The following is a 23,311-nucleotide window of genomic DNA, read 5'->3' as shown; positions in this document are numbered from 1 at the left end:
GCATGAGTAAAATACAGGTATTAGACCAGATTACAATTGATAAGATTGCGGCCGGCGAAGTCATTGAACGACCAGCCTCTATTGTAAAAGAGCTGGCAGAAAATGCTATCGATGCCGGTGCCGGTGCAATCGTAATAGAAATAAAAGAGGGTGGAATCTCATTTATACGCATTACAGATAATGGATGTGGTATTGCAAAAGAAGATGTATCGAATGCATTCTTGCGTCATTCTACCAGCAAAATCCGTTCCGTAGACGATCTGATGGATATTCACACATTAGGATTCCGTGGCGAAGCACTGTCAAGTATCGCTGCTGTGTCCAGAGTAGAACTGATCACCAAAACCAGAGAGAATGACTTTGGAATTACTTACCGAATTGAGGGCGGAAAAGAAATATCTATAGAAGAAACGGGTGCACCTGATGGCACTACATTTCTGGTCCGCCAACTCTTTTATAATACTCCGGCACGACGTAAATTCTTAAAAACGCCGATGACAGAAGCAAGTCATGTTGCTGATCTGGTAACCAGACTTGCCCTTTCGCATCCAGAGATATCTTTTCAGTTTATTAATAACGGACAGTCAAAGATTCATACTTCCGGCAATGGTAATCTTAAAGATGTAATCTACCATATCTATGGAAGAGATATTGCATCTCATCTTCTGGAAGTGAAAGCTGAAAATGAACATCTGAAACTAACCGGCTATATCGGAGAACCAATTGTATCCAGAGGTAATCGTAACTTTGAAAATTATTATATTAATGGCAGGTATGTAAAAAGCCAGATGATCTCAAAAGCAATCGAAGATGCCTATAAGGATTTTACGATGCAGCATAAGTATCCATTTACTGTTCTGCATCTAGAAGTCAAAGGAGATCTGTTGGATGTGAATGTACATCCAACTAAAATGGAAGTACGCTTTGGCAATCAGCAGGAAGTTTATAATTTTCTCTGTGAAGCAATCGGCAGAAGTCTGCACCACGAAGAGTTGATACCTCATGTGGAAGTGCCTGAACCGCCACAATCGGCAGAGATAAGCTTCTCAAGCACAGCATCAAAGGAAAAGAACAAAAAAACAGAAGAAAAACAGAGTGCGCTCTGTAAAAATACAGGCAAAACAGGTAAAAAAGACTTGGATTATTTCATGAAACAGATGCGCGAACGGGTAATGTCCCGCCATCAGGAGGAAGAAGCTGAAAAAATTGTTCCTGTACATGAAATCACAAAGTCGAATGTTATAAAAGAAGAAACTGTGCCTTATCGCAGTACGCCAGCGCAGGATACCGTGCCTGAAAAGCCAAAACAGTTAAACCTGTTTGAAGAGAAACTTTTGGATAAGCAATCTGTAAAAGAACATCGGATTATAGGTCAGCTTTTTGAAACATATTGGCTGATTGAATTCCAAAACAGTCTGTATATCATTGATCAACATGCAGCGCATGAGCGTGTATTATATGAAAAGACACTTCAAGGAATGAAAAGCCGTGATTATACTTCCCAGAATATCAGTCCGCCAATCGTGTTAAATCTGTCTATGGGTGAAGCACAGCTTTTGGAAAAATATATGGACCAGTTCACTCGAATTGGGTTTGAATTTGAAAACTTTGGTCCGGATTCCTATGCAGTGTGCGCAGTGCCGGACAATCTTTTCAGCATAGCTAAGAAGGATCTTCTGATGGAAATGATTGACAGTCTGTCAGATGAGATTTATACTGGTCTGACGCCGGATGTTGTAGATGAAAAGATAGCATCCATGTCATGTAAGGCTGCCGTTAAAGGGAATATGAAGCTTTCTTATGCAGAAGCTGACGCATTGATCGGCGAGTTGCTTGCATTAGATAATCCGTATCATTGTCCTCATGGGCGTCCGACCATTATCTCCATGTCAAAGCGGGAGATTGAAAAGAAATTTAAGCGTATTGTATAACAATAAAGGAGCATTCCTATGAAAAGACCACTTATTATATTGACCGGACCTACGGCCGTAGGGAAAACGGCTTTGTCTATCCAGCTTGCGAAAGCAATTGGCGGAGAGATCATTTCTGCCGACTCAATGCAGGTATATCAATATATGGACATCGGATCTGCCAAGATCCGGAGAGACGAAATGGATGGTGTGCCTCATTATCTGGTAGATGTATTGAAGCCCGAAGAAGAATTTCATGTTGTCCGGTTTCAGGAAATGGCAAAAGAAGCCATGGAAAAGATCTATGCAAACAATCATATTCCAGTCGTTGTAGGCGGCACCGGATTCTACATTCAGGCACTTTTGTATGATATTGATTTTACGGAAAGCGACAGCGATGCTTCCTATCGCAGCGAATTGGAATGCTATGCTAATGAACACGGTGTCAACACATTGCACGAAAAACTGCGTGCCATTGATCCGGAATCTGCGGACAGTATTCATGCGAATAATGTTAAAAGAGTGATTCGCGCACTGGAATATTACCATTTGACAGGTGAAAAGATATCCGTACACAATGCCAGAGAACGGGAAAAAGAATCCCCATATGATTATCGATACTTCGTTTTGAATGACAAACGGGATCATCTGTACCGGAGAATAGATCTGCGCGTAGACCAGATGATGGAAGAAGGGCTGCTTCAGGAGGTTAAGCGGTTAAAAGAAATGGGATATCATCGGGGAATGGTGTCTATGCAGGGACTGGGATATAAAGAAATCCTGAGTTATCTGGATGGTGAAATATCATTGGATGAAGCAGTTTATGAGATCAAACGTGACACCAGACATTTTGCCAAAAGACAGATCACATGGTTCAAACGAGAGCGGGATGTGATCTGGGTAAATAAGGATGAATATGGTTATGATGAAAAAAAGATTCTGAATTCTATGATGGCAGAATTGGCTGATGATCCGGCATTTGGAAAAATACGCGGATAAATATAGAAGATATAACGAAGGAGAAGATATATATGTCAGTTATTACGGAAATGTACCGGGAAATGGGAATTCGAAACTCTGTTGTCAATCTCGGTAAAGAAATAGAAGCAACATTAAAAGAAAGATTTGATACAATTGATGAGATTGCAGAATACAACCAGTTAAAAGTCGTTCACGCTATGCAGAAAAATCATGTCAGCGCAGCCTGCTTTGAATATGCAAGCGGTTATGGATATGATGATCTGGGACGTGATAAACTGGAAAAAGTTTATGCCGATGTTTTCCATACGGAGAGTGCGCTGGTTCGTCCACAGATCACCTGCGGAACGCATGCACTGGCGTTGGCTCTGTCAGCCAATCTCCGTCCGGGGGATGAATTGGTATCCGTGGCCGGCAAGCCATACGATACACTGGAAGAAGTAATCGGTATCCGACCATCAAAAGGTTCTCTTGCAGAGTACGGTGTCAGCTATTCTCAGGTTGATCTTTTGGAAGACGGAAGTTTTGATTTTGAAAATATCCCAAAAGCAATCCATGATAATACAAAGATTGTTACCATTCAGCGTTCAAAAGGTTATCAGACCAGACCAAGTTTTTCAGTTGAACAGATTGGTGAAGTGATCGCATTTGTGAAAAAAATCAAACCGGATGTGATCTGTATGGTAGATAACTGTTATGGAGAGTTCGTAGAAACGATTGAACCAAGTGATGTAGGAGCAGATATGGTGGTTGGCTCTCTGATCAAGAATCCGGGAGGCGGTCTGGCTCCGATCGGCGGATATATTGCCGGTCGTGAAGAACTGATCGAGAACTGCGGTTATCGCCTGACTTCTCCGGGACTCGGACGTGAAGTTGGTGCCTCTCTTGGCGTCATGAAAGACTTTTATCAGGGCTTCTTCCTGGCACCGACCGTCACTGCAAGTGCATTAAAAGGAGCCATTTTCGCTGCCAATATTTACGAGAAGCTTGGATACCATGTAATTCCGAACGGTTCTGAGAGCAGACATGATATTATTCAGGCAGTGGAATTTGGCAAACCGGAAGGTGTCATTGCATTTTGCAAAGGTATTCAGGCAGCTGCACCGGTTGATTCACATGTAACACCGGAACCTTGGGCGATGCCCGGATATGACAGTGATGTAATTATGGCGGCAGGCGCATTTGTACAGGGATCATCCATTGAACTCTCAGCGGATGGTCCGATCAAACCGCCATATGCCGTATATTTTCAGGGAGGACTTACCTGGCCACACGCTAAGCTTGGTATCCTCATGTCGCTGGAATATCTGGTAAGAGATGGCATTGTATCTTTATAATATTGGTACTGCAAAGGGAGGAGCGGTTCTATGCAGAGAATTATTGTAATCGGCGGTGGTGCATCGGGTATGACTGCCGCGATCACTGCTGCGAGAAATGGGGCTGAAGTTACTGTATTAGAACAGAATGACCGTCCCGGCAAAAAAATACTGTCTACCGGAAACGGAAGATGCAATCTGACTAATCTTCAAATTACAGAAAAATGTTACCGAGGGGATGATCAGACTTTTATCAGACCTGTACTGTCCAGGTTTCAGATCGACGATGCACTCGCCTTATTTAAAAGTCTTGGAATAATTACAAAATGCCGCGGTGACTATGTGTATCCACTTAATGATCAGGCATCTGCCGTACGGGACGCACTGGAACTGGAAGCGAAACAGGCAGGCGTAAAAATAATTAATAGCGTGTCAGTAGATCAGATAAAGAAAAAGCAGCATTTTCAGATACACTGCAAAGAAAATAAAAATATATATACTGCGGATCGTGTAATCCTTGCCTGCGGCAGCAAAGCGTCTCAGATATCCGGAAGCGACGGAAGTGGATATACACTTGCAAAAATGTTGGGACACAATATTTCTTCAGTGGTACCCGCACTCATGGCGCTTCGTTCCGATGAAAAATATTTTAAGAAACTGGCCGGAATCCGAACTGGAGCCACCGTGCAGTTATATATTGATGGAAGGTTAATTGATCAGGATACAGGTGAATTACAATTTACAGACTATGGCATTTCAGGCATTCCGGTATTTCAGGTCAGTCGTTATGCATCCAAAGCATTGTTACAAAAAAAGAAAGTCTCAGTTCTTCTGGATCTGGTGCCTTCTATGAGTAATGACGATTTTGCGGCAGAAATGACCAGACGGAAAGAACAATACGCCCACCGTACGGCTGAAGAATGCTTTAATTCCATATTACCGGCGAAACTGATTCCTGTTTTGCTTAATCTCTGTGGCATTGATAAAAAGCTATGGGCGGTAAAGGTTCCAGAAGATAAATGGAATCAGATGATTAAAATTTGCAAAGAATTCTGTGTAAATGTAACAGAAACAAACGGATTTGAAAAGGCGCAGATTTGTGCCGGTGGGGTAAGGACTACAGAAGTTGATTCGCACACTATGGAATCGAAACTTGTAAAAGGTCTTTATCTGACAGGTGAATTATTAGATATTGATGGAATCTGTGGTGGTTATAATCTGCATTTTGCATGGGCCACCGGTACGCTTGCAGGAACCTCTGCAGCAGAAGAGGAGTAATTATGATTCGAATCAGACAATTAAAATTGAAGATTGACCATACAGAAGAAGATCTGGAGAAGAAAATTCAGCACACACTGCACCTGAAACCCGGGCAGTGTGTTTCCTATATTATCCGCAAACAATCACTGGACGCCAGGAAAAAACCAGATCTCTTCTATACTTATACGGTAGATGTTGAAGTCTCCAGAGAGGCTTCCATTCTTCAAAAAAACAAGAATAAAGATATTTGCAAGGCTGAATGGAAAGAATACAGCTATCCGCAGGAAGGTACAGAACCACTGATCCATCGTCCGGTCGTGATCGGGTGCGGTCCTGCGGGCATGTTTTGTACATATATGCTTGCAGAATTAGGTTATCGGCCGATACTTCTGGAGCGAGGTGCTGATGTAGATAACAGATGCCAGGATGTTGAACATTTCTGGAAAACAGGTGAACTGGATACCAGATCCAATGTACAGTTTGGAGAAGGCGGTGCAGGTACATTTTCGGATGGAAAATTAAATACGCTGGTCAAAGATCCGATGGGACGCAACCACAAAGTACTGGAAATCTTTGTGGCAAATGGTGCATCGGAAGAAATCTTGTATAGGAACAAACCACATATCGGTACCGATGTACTTGCGAAAGTGGTAAAAAACATGCGTAAAAAGATTCTGGCGAATGGAGGCAACGTACATTTTTACAGTCAGGTAACCGATTTTACATTTGAAAACGGAAAAATTACCGGACTGACGGTAACCGATACCCGTGACAGAAAAGAATACAGACTGGATGCAGAAACTATTGTACTCGCAATTGGTCACAGCGCCAGAGATACTTTTCAGGTACTAAATGACAAACAGGTTCCTATGGAAGCCAAGGCCTTTGCAGTCGGCATTCGTATGGAACATCCGCAGGAAATGATCGACCTGGCGCAGTACGGTCAGAAAAGGGAAAATCATCTGCCGGCAGCTGATTACAAACTTACCGCACAGTTAGAATCGGGAAGAAGTGGTTATACTTTCTGTATGTGTCCAGGTGGTTACGTAGTGAATGCATCTTCAGAAAAAGAGATGCTCGCAGTCAACGGTATGAGTTATCATGACCGTTCAGGTGAAAATGCCAACAGTGCTGTGATCATCACAGTGCGTCCGGAAGATTTTCCGGGAGAAGATGTGCTTGCCGGTGTGGAATTTCAGAGAAACCTGGAACACCGCGCCTACGAAGCAGCTGGCGGAAAGATTCCGGTACAGCAGTTTGCAGATTTCTGTAAGAATGAAACATCGACTGCCTTTGGCGAAGTGAAACCACAGATGCGTGGGCTGTATGAACTTGCAAATGTACGAAATATTTTCCCTGAATTTATCAGTCATGATCTGGAAGAGACTATTCACAAGTTTGATTGTAAGATTCCGGGATATGCGAGAAAGGATGCAATTGTATCGGGTGTAGAGAGTCGTACTTCATCACCGGTACGTATATTGAGAGACCAGTCTCTGCAAAGCGAGATTCGCGGACTTTATCCTTGCGGAGAGGGTGCCGGCTATGCAGGAGGCATTACTTCAGCTGCAATGGATGGCATTAAAGTTGCTGAAAAGATCGTTCAAAAATATCACCCATTCGACAGACAGCAACATGATTAAGAAAATTTTTAGATGGATTAGTCTATACACTATTTTTGAAATGTGTTAAAATATATTGAGTTTTTTAGGAAAACGATACGAGGAGGAGTATATATGAGAGGAGCAGGAAGTAAGAATTCCTGGGCTTTGTTTTTGCTTATTCTGGCGGGACTTGTGCTTGGCGGCTTTATTGGTATGCTGGCAGAAGGCTCATCAGCTGTTGGCTGGCTTGCCTATGGACAGACCTTTGGAGTTGAAAAGCCGATCATACTTGATCTGGGTATTCTGATAATCACCTTTGGTCTTACGATAAAGATTACGATTTCGAGCATTATCGGTATTGTTCTTGCAATCATCATTTACCGTTTCATGTAAAAGGGGATGTCTTCCGGGGAGAGTCATTAGAGATCTACAAAAGAAATGAGTCTTACAAATACCATGAAATCACTATCAGAATCTGAACGTCCCTACGAGAAATGTGAACAGTTTGGAGCATCGCATCTAACTGACACAGAGCTTTTAGCTGTGCTTCTGCGTACCGGCAGTCACGGTGAAAATGCACTGGATCTGTCCAGGCGGATTCTGTATTATGCCGGAGAGGATGGTTTGCTTGGCATTCACCGGTTCAGCAAAGAACGTCTGAAAAAGATTCGTGGAATCGGCAGAGTCAAGTCCATACAGATTCTTTGTATCTCAGAACTTGCCAAACGACTTGCTAAGGCAGAGGCATGTGAGATGCTGCAGTTTACGTGTCCATCTTCCATTGCCAGATATTATATGGAGGATATGAGACATGAAAAGCAGGAGATTATGAAACTCCTGATGTTAAATTCGAAATCCCGACTAATCGGCGAGACAGATATTTCCAAAGGTACAGTGAACGCTGCACTGATCACGCCGAGAGAGTTATTTATAGAAGCTTTACAAAAGAATGCAGTTTCCATTATATTACTGCATAATCATCCCAGTGGTGATCCGACACCTAGCAGAGAAGATATGCTGCTGACTGAGCGAATCCGTCAGGCAGGTGAACTGATCGGTATAGAATTACTGGATCACATTGTTATGGGAGATAACTGTTATATCAGTTTTTCAGAGCAGGAACTGCTTCGTGTGAAAGGACAGTGACAATGGCTAAAAATGTTTACGGTCTTGATCTCGGGTCTTATGAGATCAAAGTTTATGATAAAAAATCAGATACGATCTGGAAAGAGAAGAATGTAATTGCCATCAAAGAGGATCGAGAGATATTTGCTGTTGGTGATCAGGCATACGAGATGTATGAAAAGACACCGCCGGATATTCAGGTACAGTTTCCAATGGAGAATGGCGTTATATCCAGATTTAACGATATGCAGTATCTTCTTCAGAATCTTTTGAAAAAAGAACGGCATTTTGCCAGAGGTTCTGCATATGTTATTGCGGTTCCAACGGATGTAACAGAAGTAGAAAAAAAAGCATTCTTTGATCTTGTGGTTCATTCGACAGCCCGGGCAAGAGAAGTTAATATAGTAGAAAGAGGTATTGCGGATGCAATCGGACTGAATCTTGATGTAGAGAATACAAAAGGTCTTTTTATTGTGAATTTTGGTGGTGCTACAACAGAACTTTCTATTATAGCAGGTGGAGGTCTCGTGCTGAATCAGCTGCTCAAGGTAGGCGGTAGTGATCTGGATCAGGCTGTTGCACAGCTTGTGCGATATAACCACGATTTTCTGATCGGTCATCAGACAGCGGAGACGCTTCGCCGAAATTTTGGTGTATTCAGTGATGATGATAATGCAGTTATGACTGCTGCTGGAAGAGATCTGATCACAGGTATTCCACAGCGGCGTGAAATTTCTATTAATCTGGTACGCGCAGCAGTAAAAGAACCTCTGGAACAGTGTGTACAGGCAATCATGGCTTTGATGGACCGTACTCCTCCGGAGATTCGTAAATCCATTCGTAGAAATGGTATTTTTCTGACAGGCGGTGTTGCTAATTTACCGGGGCTGGAATTATATCTGGAGGAAATGACCGGTATACGAACACATACAGCAATTGATCCTGATATCTGTGCTGTGACAGGACTTAAGAATATCATAGGTTCAAAGGATCTAAAAAAACTTGCTTATTCAATGATCGAAGATAATTATAGGTGGATGAGATAATATGAAGATTAAGAATCAAAACAGGATTCCAAGTAAATATGTACTGCTGATTCTGATCGTAGTCTGTGGGATATTGATGGGTGCAGAGCAACTCACAGGTGGCAAAGGTCCTCTCAGCTTTGTGGCCAATTATACCATCATTCCTATGCAGAAAGGAATCGGATATATCGGACGCTGGACAGGCGACATGAAAGACAACTTTAAGACTCTGGATGATCTGAAAAAGGAGAATGAAGAACTTCAGTCCAAGCTGGATGATATGACCATTGACAATACCAGACTTCGTCAGGAACAGTACGAGCTGGAGCGTCTGCAGGAATTGTATAAACTGGATCAGAATTATGCGGACTATAAAAAAGTAGCTGCTCATGTGATTGCCAGCAGCGGTTCCAACTGGTTTAGTACATTTACTATTGATAAAGGAAGCAATGATGGTATTAAAGTTGATATGAATGTACTTGCCGGAAGTGGTCTTGCCGGTATCGTTACAGAAGTTGGACCTGACTATGCACAGGTTCGTTCCATCATCGATGATGAAAGTAATGTCAGTGGTATGACACTTTCTACCTCGGATCTGTGTATGGTAAGCGGTGATCTGAAGCTTATGAGTGATGGCCGCATCCGATTTGAAAAACTGCCAAACAACGATCATAAGATAGAAGTAGGCGAACAGGTAGTTACTTCACATATAAGTTCCAAGTACCTGCAGGGACTTTTTATAGGATATATCAGTGAGATTGAGGTGGATTCCAATAACCTGACCAGATCCGGATATATTACTCCTGCAGTGGATTTTTCTAATATTCAGGAAGTTCTGGTTATCACTTCTACAAAAGAGGATCTGACACAGAACTCATCTGATTCCAAAGGGGAATAATACTATGAAGAGAAAGATCATTACATGTATTTTCATAATAGCAGCTTTCCTTCTGCAGTCTACAATTTTTGGCAGGCTTACCTTTTCCGGAATACGCCCGAACCTGTTGATTGCTGTTACAGCATCTATAGGATTTATGCGGGGGCGTAAAGAAGGAATGGGCGTAGGATTTGTCTGTGGATTGCTGGTAGACATTTTCTGGGGAGGTCTGATAGGTTTTTATGCACTGATCTACACTGTGATCGGATATATGAATGGTTCTTTTCAGAGAATGTTTTATGAGGATGACATCAAACTTCCGCTTGCCATGATCGGCATCAGTGACCTGATTTATTCCATGGTCGTATATGTATGTCTGTTCATGCTGAAGGGAGAATTTGAATTCATCTGGTTTCTCGAACATGTCATGCTTCCTGAGCTTGTATACACAATTCTGGTAACACTCGTACTGTATCAGATTATTCTTCACATTAACCGCAAGCTCGAAAAGGAAGAACAAAGGAGTGCAAGCAGATTTGTATAGTATTTGGGAACGGCTGAAAGCCGGCATAGAAGAAATTTTAAGAACACGTGTATTTGTGCTTATCATTGTATTCTGTATCATGTCGTCAATTCTTGTTGGGCGTTTGTTTAATCTTCAGATTGTTAATGGGCAACAATATCTGGATGATTATAAACTGCAGATACAGAAAACGAGAGTAACGCAGGGAACACGCGGTAATATATACGATAAGAATGGTAAGCTTCTTGCTTATAATGAACTTGCTTATTCTGTAACCATCGAAGATAATTACAGTGACAGCACAGACAAGAACAAAGAGCTAAATAAAGAAATCACGAAGATCATCAAAATTGTAGAAAGTAACGGAGACTCAGTAATTCACGATTTCAGTATCATGCTCGATAATGATGAGTATGCATTTACCATGGATAACGAGACTCTGAAACTTCGTTTTATTGCCGATGTCTATGGACTTGATACGATTGATAAGTTATCGGATGAACAACGTAATCAATCAGCAGCAGATATTATTGATTATCTCTGTACTGACAAGACCTATGGATACGGAATCAACCAGAAAAAACTGGATAAAGAACAGGTATTAAAATTGGTAACGATCCGTTATGCGATTGGATTGAACCGTTACCAGAAATATATCCCTGTTACTGTAGCAGAAGATGTCAGTGACGAGACAGTTGCAGCTATCATGGAGTCGATTGATGATCTTCCGGGTGTTGATATTGCAGAAGATTCTTTAAGACGATATACTGACAGCAAATATTTTGCTAATATCATCGGTTATACCGGACAGATTTCTCAGGAGGAATATGACGCTCTCAGTGAGAAGGAGCAGAAGAAATATTCTCTGACGGATACTGTAGGTAAAGCTGGTCTGGAACAGATCATGGATCAGTATCTGCAGGGTGAAAAAGGAGAAAAGAAGCTATACGTTAACAGTGTTGGTAAGGTAATCGAGTCAACCTCTGTAAAGGAATCCAGTGCAGGAAATGACCTGTATCTTACCATTGATGCGGATTTGCAGAAAGCGGCTTACGATATGCTGGAGCAGGAGCTTGCCGGTATCCTGCTTGCCAAAATGTCGGATGTTCTGGATTATGATCGTTCCCAGTGTACCGATGCTGCAGATGTAATTGTTGCCAGTGGTGACATATATTATCAATTTATTGCTAACGATATTATTGATATGGATCATTTCACAGATAAAAATGCCGGAAAAGCAGAACAAAGCGTGGCATCAGCATTTAGTGATTATAAGCAGCAGGTATTAGATCAGCTTAAAAGTACTATGGAAGATGCTAATGCAGCTTTCTATACAGATCTTCCACGAGAACAGCAGGCTTATCTGTCTTATATTGTCAATGACATTCTTACTCAGAATGGTGTACTGGATCAGAATGCAATCGATACAAGTGATGCTACTTATAAGAACTGGAAAGAAGATGAGCAGATCAATGTCTATACGTATCTGAACTATGCAATTTCCCAGAATTGGATCGATACTTCCGGATTACAGAAGTATGTAGATAATGCTGCTGCTTATTCGGATGCATCAGAAATCTACAAGGCAATCATTAATTATGTTCAGGACAGGCTTGCCAGTGATAAGACTTTTGATAAGCTTATTTATCGCTACATGATCAAAGCCGGAACTGTTTCCGGTCAGGAAATCGCCATGATCCTGTATGAACAGGGTGTACTGGAGTACGACAGCAGTCAGTATGAAGCACTGGCCTCAGGCTCTGTAAGAGCTTATGATTTTATCCGTGGCAAGCTTCAGACCCTGGATATTACTCCCGGGCAACTCGGTCTGGAACCATGTACCGGATCTATGGTTGTAACCGACCCGGATAACGGTAAGGTACTGGCCTGTGTATCTTATCCGGGATATGATAATAACAGACTGGCCAATTCTATGGACAGCGAATACTATAACCAGTTGATTAATGATTCGTCACGTCCATTTTATAATAATGCTACACAGGAGAAGACCGCACCAGGTTCCACCTACAAACCGCTTGCAGCTATTGCAGGGCTCACAGAGGGGGCTATTTCTGCCGACACCTATGTGACATGTGATGGTATCTATGATAATGTAGAACCTAACGTTAAATGCTGGGTATATCCAAATGCACATGGAACGCTGGATGTAGTTGGTGCACTTACTAATTCATGTAACGTATTCTTCTGTAATCTGGGTTATAATCTGGGATTAGCCAATCCAAATGCTGAACCGCAGTATGATGAGGATGGCAAAGTGATCAAACAGACCTATTCCAGTGAGCAGGGACTGGAAAAACTAAAGAAATATGCAACTATGTTTGGTCTGGACAGCACATCAGGTCTTGAGATTCCAGAGACTGATCCACAGATTTCAGATGAAGACTCTGTACGTTCTGCAATGGGACAGGGTACAAATAACTATACAACCAGTCAGCTTGCCCGTTATATCACGGCAGTTGCCAACGAAGGAACGGTATACGATCTGAGTCTCATTGACCGGGTAGAAGATATTGACGGCGATGTGATTCTGCAGAATGAACCAAAGATAAAAAATACTGTTGAAGGAATCTCCAAGAATACATGGGATCTGGTACATGCCGGAATGCAGGGGGTTGTCACAAACAATCCTGGCGTTTTCGGTAAGATCATATCCAGTGATATTACTCTTTCCGGTAAAACCGGTACTGCACAGCAGAGTACCACACATCCGGACCATGGATTATTTGTGGGATTTACATCCGGCAATACTGGCGATAAAACGCCTGTGGCATTAGCAATCCGTATTGCAAACGGATACAGTTCGACCTTTGCAGCTGAAGTCGGCGATGGTGTTATGGAATACTATTATGGAATTACAGATCCGGATGAATTGATTACCGGAACTGCAAATGAAGTAACTGTGTCATCACACAGTGATTAATCAGATTCGCTAACAGAAAGCAGGAGGATTATTATGGGTGAAGTAATTGTTGTTACATCAGGAAAAGGCGGCGTAGGCAAGACTACTACCACGGCAAATATCGGTGCCGGACTATCTAGGTTAGATAAAAAAGTGGTTATTATCGATACAGATCTGGGGCTTCGTAATCTGGATGTGGTTATGGGGCTTGAGAATCTGATCGTATATAATCTTGTAGATGTAATAGAGGGCAAATGTCGAATGAAGCAGGCATTAATCCGTGACAGACGTTATGAGAATCTTTATCTGCTTCCTTCTGCCCAGACTAAAGATAAAAGTGCAGTGTCACCGGGGCAGATCCGTAAGCTTACAGATGAGTTAAAAGAAGAATTTGATTATATTTTAGTAGACTGCCCGGCTGGTATCGAACAGGGATTTCAGAATGCGATCGCAGGGGCAGAACGAGCTTTCATAGTGACTACACCGGAAGTCTCTGCTATCCGAGATGCGGATCGCATAATCGGACTTCTGGAAAAGAATGGTATTCGCAAGAATGAATTGATCATTAATCGTATCCGGATTGATATGGTGAAACGAGGGGATATGATGTCAGTTGATGATGTAACCGAGATCTTATCCATTCCACTTCTTGGGATAATTCCGGATGATGAGCAGGTTGTAATCGGAACCAATCAAGGGACTCCTGTGATCAGTATACATTCGGCCGCAGGAACTGCTTACAGTAATATCTGCCGCAGGATACTAGGGGAAGAAGTAGAATTTCTGGATTTGAACCATGCCCAGAGTTTTCTGAGCAGACTCGCTGGCAGGTTCCGTAAGAATTAGGAGGTTCCTGATAATGAAAAAGACTTCCGTACCAATTGCGAAAGAACGTCTGGAGGCACTGGTCGTCTCAGACCGAATTCACTGTAAGCCAGAAGAGTATGAGATGATCTGCAAAGAACTCTATAAAACTCTTTCAAAATATATGGCTGTTGCGGAAGATGAAATGCGGATACATATAACCCGTTCAGAAATACATATTCAATTGATGGGAGAACAACATTGAGACGAATTAAATTTAGGAAACCATACAAATTAAAGAATTATCGTTTCGGACTGGTCGCATTGGTTCTGGTACTTTCGATTATCGGCATACTGGTTGTAGGAAGTGCTAATGAATCATATCAGAGTAAACAGATATTTGGTGTAGTGATCGGCCTGGTTGTTATGGCAATCGTATCTTTGATAGACTATGTATGGATTACGAACTTCTACTGGATCTTGTATGGAATGTCAGTATTTATGCTTGCAATTGTACTGATTCCGGGAATCGGAGTCTATGTAAACGGAGCAAGAAGATGGATCAATCTTGGTTTTACTAATTTTCAGCCATCAGAACTTGCTAAAATCCTTCTGATCATATTTTTTGCCAAATTTATTATGAAACATAAGGAGGATCTGAGTGAAAAGCAGACGATACTGAAAGCAGTGGTTTTAATTGCAATTCCGCTTGCATTAATCTTAAAAGAGCCTAACCTTTCTACAACAATCTGTACAGCAACACTTTTCTGTTTCCTGATGTATGTCGGAGGATTAAGTTATCGGTTTATTGGAACGGTGCTTCTGATCACCATACCTGTAGCTGTTATTTTCTTAAGTATTGTTGTACAACCAAATCAGAAATTACTGGACAATTATCAGCAGAAGCGTATTCTTGCCTGGCTGGAGCCGGAAAAATACGCAAGTGACGAAGCTTATCAGCAAAACAATTCCGTTATGGCAATCGGTTCCGGACAGCTTACCGGAAAGGGTCTTAATAATAACACAACAACCTCCGTAAAGAACGGAAATTTTATTCTGGAACCCCAAACAGACTTTATTTTTGCAATTGTCGGCGAAGAATTAGGATTTGTGGGTTGCTGTCTGATAATTGCTCTGTTATTATTAATAGTAATAGACTGCATTCTGATTGGAACACATGCACAGGATACCGCAGGTAAGGTCATATGTTGCGGTGTAGGTTCGCTCATAGGGATTCAGACCTTCATTAATGTTGCAGTAGCCACTCAGATATTTCCAAACACAGGTATTCCGCTTCCGTTTGTCAGTTATGGTCTGACATCACTGGTAAGTCTGTATCTTGGTATTGGTCTGGTACTCAATATTGGTTTGCAGCCTAAAAAATACAAATAGAGAGGTAGAATGTAATGAACATAGGTTTAATTGCGCATGATTCGAAAAAAACTCTGATGCAGAATTTTTGTATCGCATACCGCGGTATTTTAAGTAAACACAATTTATATGCAACAGGGACGACAGGGCGTCTGATCGAAGAGGTAACCAACCTGTCTGTTCATAAGTATCTTGCTGGTCCATTAGGGGGAAAGCAGCAGCTTGGCGCACAAATTGCTCAGAATGATATTGATGCGCTGATCTTTTTGAGAGATCCTACAAATGCTAAGCCTCATGAACCGGATGTAAATGACGTTATCAGGCTTTGTGATATGCACAATATTCCGATGGCCACCAACCTTGCTACGGCAGAGTTGATTGTATTAGCATTAGATAGAGGAGATTTAGACTGGCGTGAAATGTACAGGTAAAGGCATCTCCGTATTTTCCGTTCTGGTATTCAGCTGTGCACTTTTGACCGGCTGCCAGTCTGAGAATACAGTTGCCAAATATGAAGCTGAAAATTATAATAATAATCTTTATGAAGGGCATTTATATGCAGAAGACCTATGTGTCAGCAAAGACGATGTAGAGATAGAAGACTTCACCGGGGATTCGTCTCTGCATGCAGCAGGACTTTTTAATATCGATGATAAAACTGTTGATTATGCATATAATATTCATGAGAAAATATATCCTGCCAGCACGACAAAGATTCTGACTGCTTTAACCGCTATGGAACTTTGTGATATGGACGAGACTGTTACAGTAAGTCAGGATGCCGCTGCATCAAGCTTTGACATAGAAGCGCAGGTATGCGGACTTCAGGAAGGTGATCAGATATCTATGGAAGCTCTTCTTAACGGCTTACTGCTTCATTCAGGCAATGACAATGCAGTAGCAATTGCAGAATATGCAGGTGATGGCAGTGTGGAAGATTTTGTAAATCTCATGAATAAGAAAGCAGAAGAACTTGGGGCAACGAATACGCATTTTGTCACCCCAAACGGTCTTCATGACGAGAATCACTACACAACGGCGTATGATATGTATCTGATTTTTAATGAATGCATCAAGCATCAGGAATTTATGGATATTATAAGTTCTGATTCCTATACAGCTGATATTACTGGTACAGATGGAACTGTCAGACAGGTAACCTGGTATCCAACAAGCTATTATGCCAAAGGAGAAGCTGCACTTCCGGATGGAGCAGAAGTAATCGGCGGTAAGACTGGATATACCGGAGAAGCCGGAAACTGTCTCATCCTTCTTGATCAGGATGAAAGTGGTAAACATTATATTTCTATCGTAATGGGTGCAGACAGCAAACCTCTTTTATATGAGGACATGACAGCAATTATCAATCAGATACCGAATCTTTCATAAATAGCATTTGTAAAGGATAAAAATGAATGAAAGCATAAAGCAAAGAGGGGATTATCACATTGATACCCCTCCTTCTTATTGTATGACATAAGCATTTCTTTATGATTCCATGGACTGAATTCGTCCATACATGCTGATCAGGTACAATCCGCACAAACCGACTAACGCATAGATGATTCTTGATAACCAGGTGAGATTTCCAAACAGAAATGCTACAAGGTCAAATCGGAATATTCCTACCAGAAGCCAGTTGACTGCTCCAATGATAACAATTGTTAATGCGGTATTATCAAACCATTTCATGTAATGACCTCCTTTATGGTGAGGTTAAGCAGTAAGCAGATTACATACCTAACCGGATAATGGTAGTATGCACCTGAATGCAAATCTTCATACACTAATTTTAATATAAGACGTATTTAATTTTTAAATCCTGATATTGTACCGTCAGATTAAAGATGGTACAATAGCTTTGTTTAAAAAAGGGGATATAATGGGGAGGCGAATATTTTGGCAGATAAAAATCTGACGAATATACAGATCTATCAGAAGAAGACTAAATATAATATCGGCGTGATTCTTTTCGGAATCATTTTTATATATCTTGTAATAACAATTCTCGCATACGTTACCAATAAAAAGGTGTCCGTTTATGAAGTAAGAGAAGGTTCAATTTTAAAAGATAATGCCTACACGGGCCTTGTTCTCAGAGACGAACAGATTGTCAAGGCAGATTCTGATGGATATGTGAATTATTTTGTAACAGAAGGAAGCAAGGTCGGCAGCAAAACTAATGTATACAGTATTTCTCAGAACAAGCTGGGACTGGATGACCAGGATGCATCAACCAGTGCAGAAAATGATTCTGCGTCGTCGGATCTTACAGCAGAAGAGCAGGCATCCATCATACAAAAAGCACATTCTTTTACAGAAAGCTTTCGTTCCCAGCAATATAATGATGTCTACAATTTTAAGAATACAATCACTGACGTCGTGCTAACGAATACAGCACAGAGCAGACAGGCCAGATTACAGGCACTCGTTGATGCAGGAACTTCAGGACTTACCGTGCACACAGCTGACAGCGATGGAGTAGTGGTTTATACTATTGACGGTTATGAATCACTGACCAAAGACGACGTCACAACAGATATCCTTGAAAAAAAGAATTATGAGAGTACAACTCTTTCGAATGATACCCTGGTAAATTCCGGTGATCCGGTGTATAAGCTTATCATGAGTGACGACTGGACCGTAGTGATTGAACTCAGTGATACTATGGCTCAGCAGCTTGCTGAACAGTCCAGTGTAAAGGTTAAATTCTCCAAGGATAATGAGACTACCTGGGCCGCACTTCAGATTTACAATACCAAGGATTCTAACCTTGCCTATCTGACTTTTGACCATTCTATGATCCGTTATGCTACGGAACGTTATCTGGACATAGAACTCATTCTGGAGGATGAATCAGGTCTTAAAATCCCAAAGACTGCCGTTACTGAAAAAGAGTTTTATATTGTTCCGCAGGATTATATTACCAGCGGAGGGGGCAGCAATAATACCGGAGTACTGGTACAGGGCAAAAAGAATTCCGTTGAATTTCAGGAAGCTACTGTATATTATCGTGATATAGAGACAGATATGGCTTATCTTGATATGGATAGTTTTAAAGAAGGTACTGTATTACAAAAACCGGATTCCGGTGATGCATATACCCTGTCTAAAACAGCTAAGCTTTCAGGTGTATATAACATCAACAAAGGCTATGCAGTATTCCGCCAGATCAACATTCTATGTGAAGGTGAAGAATACTATATCATAGAAGACGGCAATGACTATGGACTGTCGAATTTCGACCACATTGCTTTAGACAGTAAGAATGTACATGAAAATGATATTGTATTTTAAGGAGAGATTAAGATGCTGAAAGATAATTTTGACAAAGTAAATGCAAATATTCAGGCAGCCTGTGACAGGGCCGGTCGCAACAGAGAGGATGTCACGCTGATTGCAGTCAGTAAGACGAAACCAATTCAAATGCTTCAGGAAGCTTATGATTTTGGTGTACGCGTTTTTGGCGAGAATAAAGTTCAGGAGATTGTAGATAAATACGAAGCACTTCCAAAGGACATTTCCTGGCATATGATCGGTCATTTACAGAGAAATAAAGTAAAATATATTATCGATAAAGTAGACATGATCCACTCGGTAGATTCTCTGCGTCTTGCTGAAACAATTGAAAAAGAAGCAGCAAAAAAAGATCTTATTATAAAGATTCTGATCGAAGTGAATGTTGCAAAAGAAGAATCTAAATTCGGTGTTATGCCGGAAAAAGTAGAAGAACTGGTATCACATGTTTCACAATTACCTCACATAAGAATCTGCGGATTAATGACAATTGCTCCATTTGTGGAAAATCCTGAAGAAAATCGTATTTATTTTAACCGTTTACGTAACATTGCTGTTGACATCGAGCGTAAAAAATCGGATAATGTAATCATGAGTATACTTTCTATGGGTATGACAAATGACTATGAGGTTGCGATTGAAGAGGGCTCAACTATGGTTCGGGTTGGTACCGGACTCTTTGGTGCGCGCAATTACAACCAGGTCTAAAAACACAGGATAGGAGAACATATAAAATGGGAGTATTAGATAAGTTCCTTGATATTATGAAACTGAGTGATGACGATGATTACGAAGATGATGATTTCTTCGATGATGATTATGACGATGACTACGAAGACGAGAAACCGAAGAAAGGTATCTTCAGCCGTTTAATGAAGAGCGATGACGATGATGATTATGATGATGACGATTATATTGAAGAACGTTCATCCTCTAAGCGTTCGAACTCTACCGCGGTAAGTAATAAAGTGACACCGATGCGTCCTTCTAACAGAAGAGCTAACAATGTAAGCATGGAAGTCTGTGTGATCAAACCGGCATCTGTAGATGATTCTCGTGAGATCTGTGAGACACTGCTTAGCGGAAGAACTGTAATTTTGAATCTGGAGGGACTGGATCTTGAGATTGCACAGCGTATCATAGACTTTATTTCAGGATCTGCATTTGCTATTAGCGGTAATCTGCAGAAGATTTCAAATTACATATTCCTTGTAACACCTACCAATGTAGATATTTCCGGTGATCTTCAGGATCTTTTGGGAACATCTTTTGATTCATCATCAATGGGTTCAAGATTTTAATGAACAAGGAAGAACAGATGTTGCAGAAACGCCTGTTGGAATTGTCATCTATTGCATACCAGCGTGATATTGTAACATTTTCAGATTTTCTTAATTTAAATGAACTTCATATTTTACAGTCTATACCAAAGAATGAGCTTTCAACCAGATATGAGCTCTTTGGTGGATATGAATATGCGGAGCGTCAGATGGTTGCATTTCTACCTGATGCTCTTTGTTATGAATATGAATATCCAATCGATGTACTGCGTGTATCGGCAGTTCACAAGAAATATGCCGAATCACTTACACACAGAGATTATCTCGGTGCACTTCTCAACCTTGGTATTGAACGATCTAAGATTGGTGATCTGGCGGTGACGGATGATTCCTGTCTGATATTCTGCCATGCGGATATGAGTGATTTTATATATAAAGAGTTTACACGAGTTCGTCATACATTGATTTCAGTAGATAAAATGCAGCTCAGCGAATTTCATTATATGCCAGAACGTACGGAGATAAAAGGAAATGTATCTTCAATTCGTCTGGACAGCGTACTTTCATCTGCATTTCCGATGTCCAGAAGTAAACTGGTCGGTTATATCGAAGGCGGCAAAGTATTCGTAAACGGAAAAATGATTACCAGCAATGGCTACCGTCTGAAAGAAAACGATATCATTTCTGTACGTGGTATGGGAAGAATTCAGTATGACAGCGTCATCAGTGAAACAAAAAAAGGGCGGTATTTTATCCGTCTGTATAAGTATTAGAATTCCACAATTATATAAATATCAGGAGCGTATAATGACTCAGAATAATAATCAACCAAAAATTAATTACGTACCGGCATGTCTGCTTACTATCTTTGCTATCATTCTGGATCAGTGGACGAAGCATCTGGCTGTAACAAAACTTCAGGGAAAAACACCTTTCATTCTGATCAACAAAGTATTTCAGCTCTGCTATCTTGAAAATCGCGGTGCAGCATTTGGAGTGTTACAGAATCAGCGTATTTTCTTTCTGATCTGTGCTCTGGTCATATTGATCTTTGCTATATGGATTTATGGTAAATTACCTAATGCACAACGGTATCTGCCACTTCGTATCTGTATCATCGGTATCTGTGCAGGTGCAATTGGTAATATGATTGACCGGATATATCTGGGATATGTGGTAGATTTTTTCTACTTCAATCTGATTGATTTTCCGATTTTCAATGTGGCGGATATCTATGTTACGGTATCAACGATCGTATTAGTAATTTTGATCTTATTCTATTATCAGGAGGACGAATTTGAAGAACTGTTTCATCGTAGAAAATGAAGAGGGCAAAAGAATTGACCGTTATCTGGCAGAACAAATGCCAGATATGTCCAGATCCTATATACAAAAGATAATAAAGGATGGTCTTGTGACTGTTTCTGAGAAGCCTGTAAAAGCCAATTACAGGCTTTCTTTGTATGAAAGCATAAAAGTTACCATACCAGAGCTGAAAGAGCCTGAAATCGAAGCTGAGGACATTCCATTAGATATTCTGTATGAGGATCAGGATATAATTGTAATCAACAAACCAAAAGGCATGGTGGTCCATCCGGCACCGGGACATTATTCCGGCACTCTTGTCAATGCATTAATGTATCATTGCGGAAATGAATTATCGGGAATTAACGGAGTTATGCGCCCGGGTATCGTTCACCGAATTGATATGGATACTACCGGCTCCTTGATCATATGTAAAAATGATATGGCTCATCAGTGTATTGCCGAGCAGCTGAAGGAACATTCCATCAAACGAGTGTACTATGCAATCGTACACGGCAATATTAAAGAAGACCACGGAACTGTAAACGCTGCGATCGGTCGTCACCCCATTGACCGTAAAAAGATGAGCACGAAATGTAAGCAGGGGAAACACGCAGTTACACACTATACTGTAATCGAAAGATTCGGAGATTATACCTTTATTCAATGTGAGCTTGAAACAGGAAGAACACATCAGATCCGTGTCCATATGGCAAGTATTGGACATCCGTTATTAGGTGATGCCATATACGGTCCGGCGAAATGTCCATTTAAAAATCTTCAGGGTCAGACACTTCACGCAAAGATACTTGGCATCATTCACCCAAGGACAGGAGAGTATATGGAATTCGACGCTCCGTTGCCTGACTATTTTAATAATTTATTGCAAATACTTAAAAATAATTATTAATAGTTCAAATTAAGTATACATTTTCTTCTGAATGAGTTATAATCATAGTATAGAAAGATTAAAAAGGAGCGTGATCCTATGGCAAAGACAAATACAATTATTACAATTGGACGACAGTTTGGAAGCGGCGGAAGAGAGATCGGATATATGGTTGCCGACAAGCTGGGTATCAAGTTATATGACAAAGAGATGCTTCAGAGAGCAGCGCAGGACAGCGGTATCTGCGAAGAATTGTTTGAATCTCATGATGAAAAACCGAGTAACAGTTTTCTTTATTCCCTGGTAATGGATACATATTCCATGGGATATTCCGGAAGTACTTATAATGATATGCCAATTAATCACAAGATCTTTCTGGCACAGTTTGATGCAATTAAAAAAATAGCTAATGAAGGACCATGTATTCTTGTCGGACGTTGTGCAGATTATGCATTGGAAGGTTATCCGAATCTGTTAAGTGTATTTATTCATGCTGATCTGGATGCCAGAATCAAACGTATCGCAAAAAAATATGATCTGACGGATGCAAAAGCAAAGGATCTGATCATCAAGACGAATAAGAAGCGTGCAAGCTACTATAATTACTATACCGATAAACGATGGGGTGATGCCGATAGTTATGATGTTTGCCTGGACAGTTCCGTACTTGGTCTGGAGGGTACAGCTGAAGCAATCATCAAACTCATAGAAGTAAAAGAAAAGGGCATCAAGCGTAATATCTGGCAATGTGATGAATAATTATAATTAATAATTATAATTAATGTAGAAAAGGGTGAGTCCATTTATCTGGATTCACCCTTTCTCGT

24 protein-coding genes are annotated in these 23,311 nt (G+C 40.9%); 23 read left to right on the top strand and 1 reads right to left on the bottom strand.

Annotated elements, in window-relative coordinates:
- Positions 1 to 2: 2 nt before the first annotated feature.
- From mutL to OCV65_RS01650, 16 genes are all read left to right on the top strand, one after another.
- Positions 3 to 1,931: a DNA mismatch repair endonuclease MutL gene (gene mutL / locus OCV65_RS01725; RefSeq protein WP_262580713.1), complete on the top strand. Its 1,929-nt coding sequence runs from the start codon at positions 3 to 5 to the stop codon at positions 1,929 to 1,931.
- Positions 1,932 to 1,949: 18 nt separating this feature from the next.
- Positions 1,950 to 2,909 (top strand): tRNA (adenosine(37)-N6)-dimethylallyltransferase MiaA, encoded by a 960-nt coding sequence (miaA, locus tag OCV65_RS01720; protein ID WP_262580712.1) that lies wholly within the window; start codon positions 1,950 to 1,952, stop codon positions 2,907 to 2,909.
- Between the two features lie 32 nt (positions 2,910 to 2,941).
- Positions 2,942 to 4,225, top strand: a complete 1,284-nt coding sequence (locus tag OCV65_RS01715) for a methionine gamma-lyase family protein (RefSeq protein WP_262580711.1) — start codon at positions 2,942 to 2,944, stop codon at positions 4,223 to 4,225.
- 30 nt (positions 4,226 to 4,255) lie between these two features.
- Entirely contained in the window at positions 4,256 to 5,482 is a 1,227-nt protein-coding gene (locus OCV65_RS01710) for a BaiN/RdsA family NAD(P)/FAD-dependent oxidoreductase (RefSeq protein ID WP_262580710.1), read from the top strand.
- A 2-nt stretch (positions 5,483 to 5,484) separates the two neighbouring features.
- Positions 5,485 to 7,107 carry an NAD(P)/FAD-dependent oxidoreductase gene (locus OCV65_RS01705; protein WP_262580709.1) on the top strand — a complete coding sequence of 541 codons (1,623 nt, stop codon included), beginning with the start codon at positions 5,485 to 5,487 and terminating at the stop codon, positions 7,105 to 7,107.
- A 93-nt stretch (positions 7,108 to 7,200) separates the two neighbouring features.
- A complete protein-coding gene (locus OCV65_RS01700; RefSeq protein ID WP_118383885.1) occupies positions 7,201 to 7,461 on the top strand; it encodes a DUF4321 domain-containing protein in 261 nt (86 codons plus the stop codon).
- A 45-nt stretch (positions 7,462 to 7,506) separates the two neighbouring features.
- Positions 7,507 to 8,214: a RadC family protein gene (gene radC / locus OCV65_RS01695; RefSeq protein ID WP_118383884.1), complete on the top strand. Its 708-nt coding sequence runs from the start codon at positions 7,507 to 7,509 to the stop codon at positions 8,212 to 8,214.
- Positions 8,215 to 8,216: 2 nt separating this feature from the next.
- The gene (locus OCV65_RS01690) at positions 8,217 to 9,239 is read left to right on the top strand and encodes a rod shape-determining protein (RefSeq protein WP_118451930.1); all 1,023 of its coding nucleotides are present in this window, start codon (positions 8,217 to 8,219) and stop codon (positions 9,237 to 9,239) included.
- Position 9,240: 1 nt separating this feature from the next.
- Positions 9,241 to 10,116: a rod shape-determining protein MreC gene (mreC, locus tag OCV65_RS01685; protein ID WP_262580707.1), complete on the top strand. Its 876-nt coding sequence runs from the start codon at positions 9,241 to 9,243 to the stop codon at positions 10,114 to 10,116.
- A 4-nt stretch (positions 10,117 to 10,120) separates the two neighbouring features.
- Positions 10,121 to 10,639, top strand: coding sequence for a rod shape-determining protein MreD (mreD, locus tag OCV65_RS01680; protein WP_262580706.1), 519 nt, complete (start codon positions 10,121 to 10,123; stop codon positions 10,637 to 10,639).
- A 1-nt stretch (position 10,640) separates the two neighbouring features.
- A complete protein-coding gene (locus OCV65_RS01675; protein WP_262580778.1) occupies positions 10,641 to 13,559 on the top strand; it encodes a penicillin-binding transpeptidase domain-containing protein in 2,919 nt (972 codons plus the stop codon).
- A gap of 33 nt (positions 13,560 to 13,592) precedes the next feature.
- Positions 13,593 to 14,384, top strand: a complete 792-nt coding sequence (gene minD, locus OCV65_RS01670) for a septum site-determining protein MinD (protein ID WP_262580705.1) — start codon at positions 13,593 to 13,595, stop codon at positions 14,382 to 14,384.
- 13 nt (positions 14,385 to 14,397) lie between these two features.
- The gene (locus OCV65_RS01665) at positions 14,398 to 14,607 is read left to right on the top strand and encodes a cell division topological specificity factor MinE (RefSeq protein WP_243007105.1); all 210 of its coding nucleotides are present in this window, start codon (positions 14,398 to 14,400) and stop codon (positions 14,605 to 14,607) included.
- Positions 14,604 to 15,734: an FtsW/RodA/SpoVE family cell cycle protein gene (locus tag OCV65_RS01660; RefSeq protein ID WP_262580704.1), complete on the top strand. Its 1,131-nt coding sequence runs from the start codon at positions 14,604 to 14,606 to the stop codon at positions 15,732 to 15,734. The genes OCV65_RS01665 and OCV65_RS01660 overlap by 4 nt, the downstream gene beginning before the upstream one ends.
- Before the next feature lie 14 nt (positions 15,735 to 15,748).
- Complete coding sequence (mgsA, locus tag OCV65_RS01655; RefSeq protein WP_118383878.1) at positions 15,749 to 16,144, top strand: methylglyoxal synthase; 396 nt, start codon at positions 15,749 to 15,751, stop codon at positions 16,142 to 16,144.
- The gene (locus OCV65_RS01650) at positions 16,128 to 17,102 is read left to right on the top strand and encodes a D-alanyl-D-alanine carboxypeptidase family protein (protein WP_243061076.1); all 975 of its coding nucleotides are present in this window, start codon (positions 16,128 to 16,130) and stop codon (positions 17,100 to 17,102) included. Before mgsA ends, OCV65_RS01650 begins: the two co-directional genes overlap by 17 nt.
- 99 nt (positions 17,103 to 17,201) lie before the next feature.
- Here OCV65_RS01650 and OCV65_RS01645 read toward each other — a convergent pair whose 3' ends face one another.
- Complete coding sequence (locus OCV65_RS01645) at positions 17,202 to 17,405, bottom strand: DUF378 domain-containing protein (protein ID WP_118383877.1); 204 nt, start codon at positions 17,403 to 17,405, stop codon at positions 17,202 to 17,204.
- A gap of 207 nt (positions 17,406 to 17,612) precedes the next feature.
- Here OCV65_RS01645 and OCV65_RS01640 point away from each other — a divergent pair, with 207 nt between their 5' ends.
- The 7 genes from OCV65_RS01640 (at position 17,613) to OCV65_RS01610 (ending at position 23,243) form a co-directional block, all read left to right on the top strand.
- Positions 17,613 to 19,010: a biotin/lipoyl attachment domain-containing protein gene (locus tag OCV65_RS01640; protein WP_262580702.1), complete on the top strand. Its 1,398-nt coding sequence runs from the start codon at positions 17,613 to 17,615 to the stop codon at positions 19,008 to 19,010.
- 12 nt (positions 19,011 to 19,022) lie between these two features.
- Entirely contained in the window at positions 19,023 to 19,718 is a 696-nt protein-coding gene (locus tag OCV65_RS01635) for a YggS family pyridoxal phosphate-dependent enzyme (RefSeq protein ID WP_262580700.1), read from the top strand.
- A 26-nt stretch (positions 19,719 to 19,744) separates the two neighbouring features.
- The gene (locus tag OCV65_RS01630; RefSeq protein ID WP_118383874.1) at positions 19,745 to 20,311 is read left to right on the top strand and encodes a cell division protein SepF; all 567 of its coding nucleotides are present in this window, start codon (positions 19,745 to 19,747) and stop codon (positions 20,309 to 20,311) included.
- Positions 20,311 to 21,063, top strand: a complete 753-nt coding sequence (locus OCV65_RS01625; RefSeq protein ID WP_262580699.1) for a YlmH family RNA-binding protein — start codon at positions 20,311 to 20,313, stop codon at positions 21,061 to 21,063. The genes OCV65_RS01630 and OCV65_RS01625 overlap by 1 nt, the downstream gene beginning before the upstream one ends.
- A gap of 34 nt (positions 21,064 to 21,097) precedes the next feature.
- On the top strand, positions 21,098 to 21,616 hold the full coding sequence (lspA, locus tag OCV65_RS01620) for a signal peptidase II (protein ID WP_262580698.1): 519 nt from the start codon (positions 21,098 to 21,100) through the stop codon (positions 21,614 to 21,616).
- Positions 21,588 to 22,505, top strand: a complete 918-nt coding sequence (locus OCV65_RS01615; RefSeq protein WP_262580697.1) for an RluA family pseudouridine synthase — start codon at positions 21,588 to 21,590, stop codon at positions 22,503 to 22,505. The genes lspA and OCV65_RS01615 overlap by 29 nt, the downstream gene beginning before the upstream one ends.
- A 78-nt stretch (positions 22,506 to 22,583) precedes the next feature.
- The gene (locus OCV65_RS01610; protein WP_262580696.1) at positions 22,584 to 23,243 is read left to right on the top strand and encodes a cytidylate kinase-like family protein; all 660 of its coding nucleotides are present in this window, start codon (positions 22,584 to 22,586) and stop codon (positions 23,241 to 23,243) included.
- Positions 23,244 to 23,311: the final 68 nt, after the last annotated feature.

The organism is Dorea ammoniilytica, from assembly GCF_025567415.1.
Taxonomy (GTDB): Bacteria; Bacillota; Clostridia; order Lachnospirales; family Lachnospiraceae; genus Claveliimonas; species Claveliimonas ammoniilytica.
This window is presented reverse-complemented; position numbering and strand designations above follow the sequence as displayed.

Bases quoted from the DNA above. Each gene is read 5' to 3' on its own strand.
- mutL (WP_262580713.1), top strand. From the start codon at position 3: ATGAGTAAAATACAGGTATTAGACCAGATTACAATTGATAAGATTGCG.
- miaA (WP_262580712.1), top strand. From the start codon at position 1,950: ATGAAAAGACCACTTATTATATTGACCGGACCTACGGCCGTAGGGAAA.
- OCV65_RS01715 (WP_262580711.1), top strand. From the start codon at position 2,942: ATGTCAGTTATTACGGAAATGTACCGGGAAATGGGAATTCGAAACTCT.
- OCV65_RS01710 (WP_262580710.1), top strand. From the start codon at position 4,256: ATGCAGAGAATTATTGTAATCGGCGGTGGTGCATCGGGTATGACTGCC.
- OCV65_RS01705 (WP_262580709.1), top strand. From the start codon at position 5,485: ATGATTCGAATCAGACAATTAAAATTGAAGATTGACCATACAGAAGAA.
- OCV65_RS01700 (WP_118383885.1), top strand. From the start codon at position 7,201: ATGAGAGGAGCAGGAAGTAAGAATTCCTGGGCTTTGTTTTTGCTTATT.
- radC (WP_118383884.1), top strand. From the start codon at position 7,507: ATGAGTCTTACAAATACCATGAAATCACTATCAGAATCTGAACGTCCC.
- OCV65_RS01690 (WP_118451930.1), top strand. From the start codon at position 8,217: ATGGCTAAAAATGTTTACGGTCTTGATCTCGGGTCTTATGAGATCAAA.
- mreC (WP_262580707.1), top strand. From the start codon at position 9,241: ATGAAGATTAAGAATCAAAACAGGATTCCAAGTAAATATGTACTGCTG.
- mreD (WP_262580706.1), top strand. From the start codon at position 10,121: ATGAAGAGAAAGATCATTACATGTATTTTCATAATAGCAGCTTTCCTT.
- minD (WP_262580705.1), top strand. From the start codon at position 13,593: ATGGGTGAAGTAATTGTTGTTACATCAGGAAAAGGCGGCGTAGGCAAG.
- OCV65_RS01665 (WP_243007105.1), top strand. From the start codon at position 14,398: ATGAAAAAGACTTCCGTACCAATTGCGAAAGAACGTCTGGAGGCACTG.
- mgsA (WP_118383878.1), top strand. From the start codon at position 15,749: ATGAACATAGGTTTAATTGCGCATGATTCGAAAAAAACTCTGATGCAG.
- OCV65_RS01645 (WP_118383877.1), bottom strand. From the start codon at position 17,405: ATGAAATGGTTTGATAATACCGCATTAACAATTGTTATCATTGGAGCA.
- OCV65_RS01635 (WP_262580700.1), top strand. From the start codon at position 19,023: ATGCTGAAAGATAATTTTGACAAAGTAAATGCAAATATTCAGGCAGCC.
- OCV65_RS01630 (WP_118383874.1), top strand. From the start codon at position 19,745: ATGGGAGTATTAGATAAGTTCCTTGATATTATGAAACTGAGTGATGAC.
- OCV65_RS01625 (WP_262580699.1), top strand. From the start codon at position 20,311: ATGAACAAGGAAGAACAGATGTTGCAGAAACGCCTGTTGGAATTGTCA.
- lspA (WP_262580698.1), top strand. From the start codon at position 21,098: ATGACTCAGAATAATAATCAACCAAAAATTAATTACGTACCGGCATGT.
- OCV65_RS01610 (WP_262580696.1), top strand. From the start codon at position 22,584: ATGGCAAAGACAAATACAATTATTACAATTGGACGACAGTTTGGAAGC.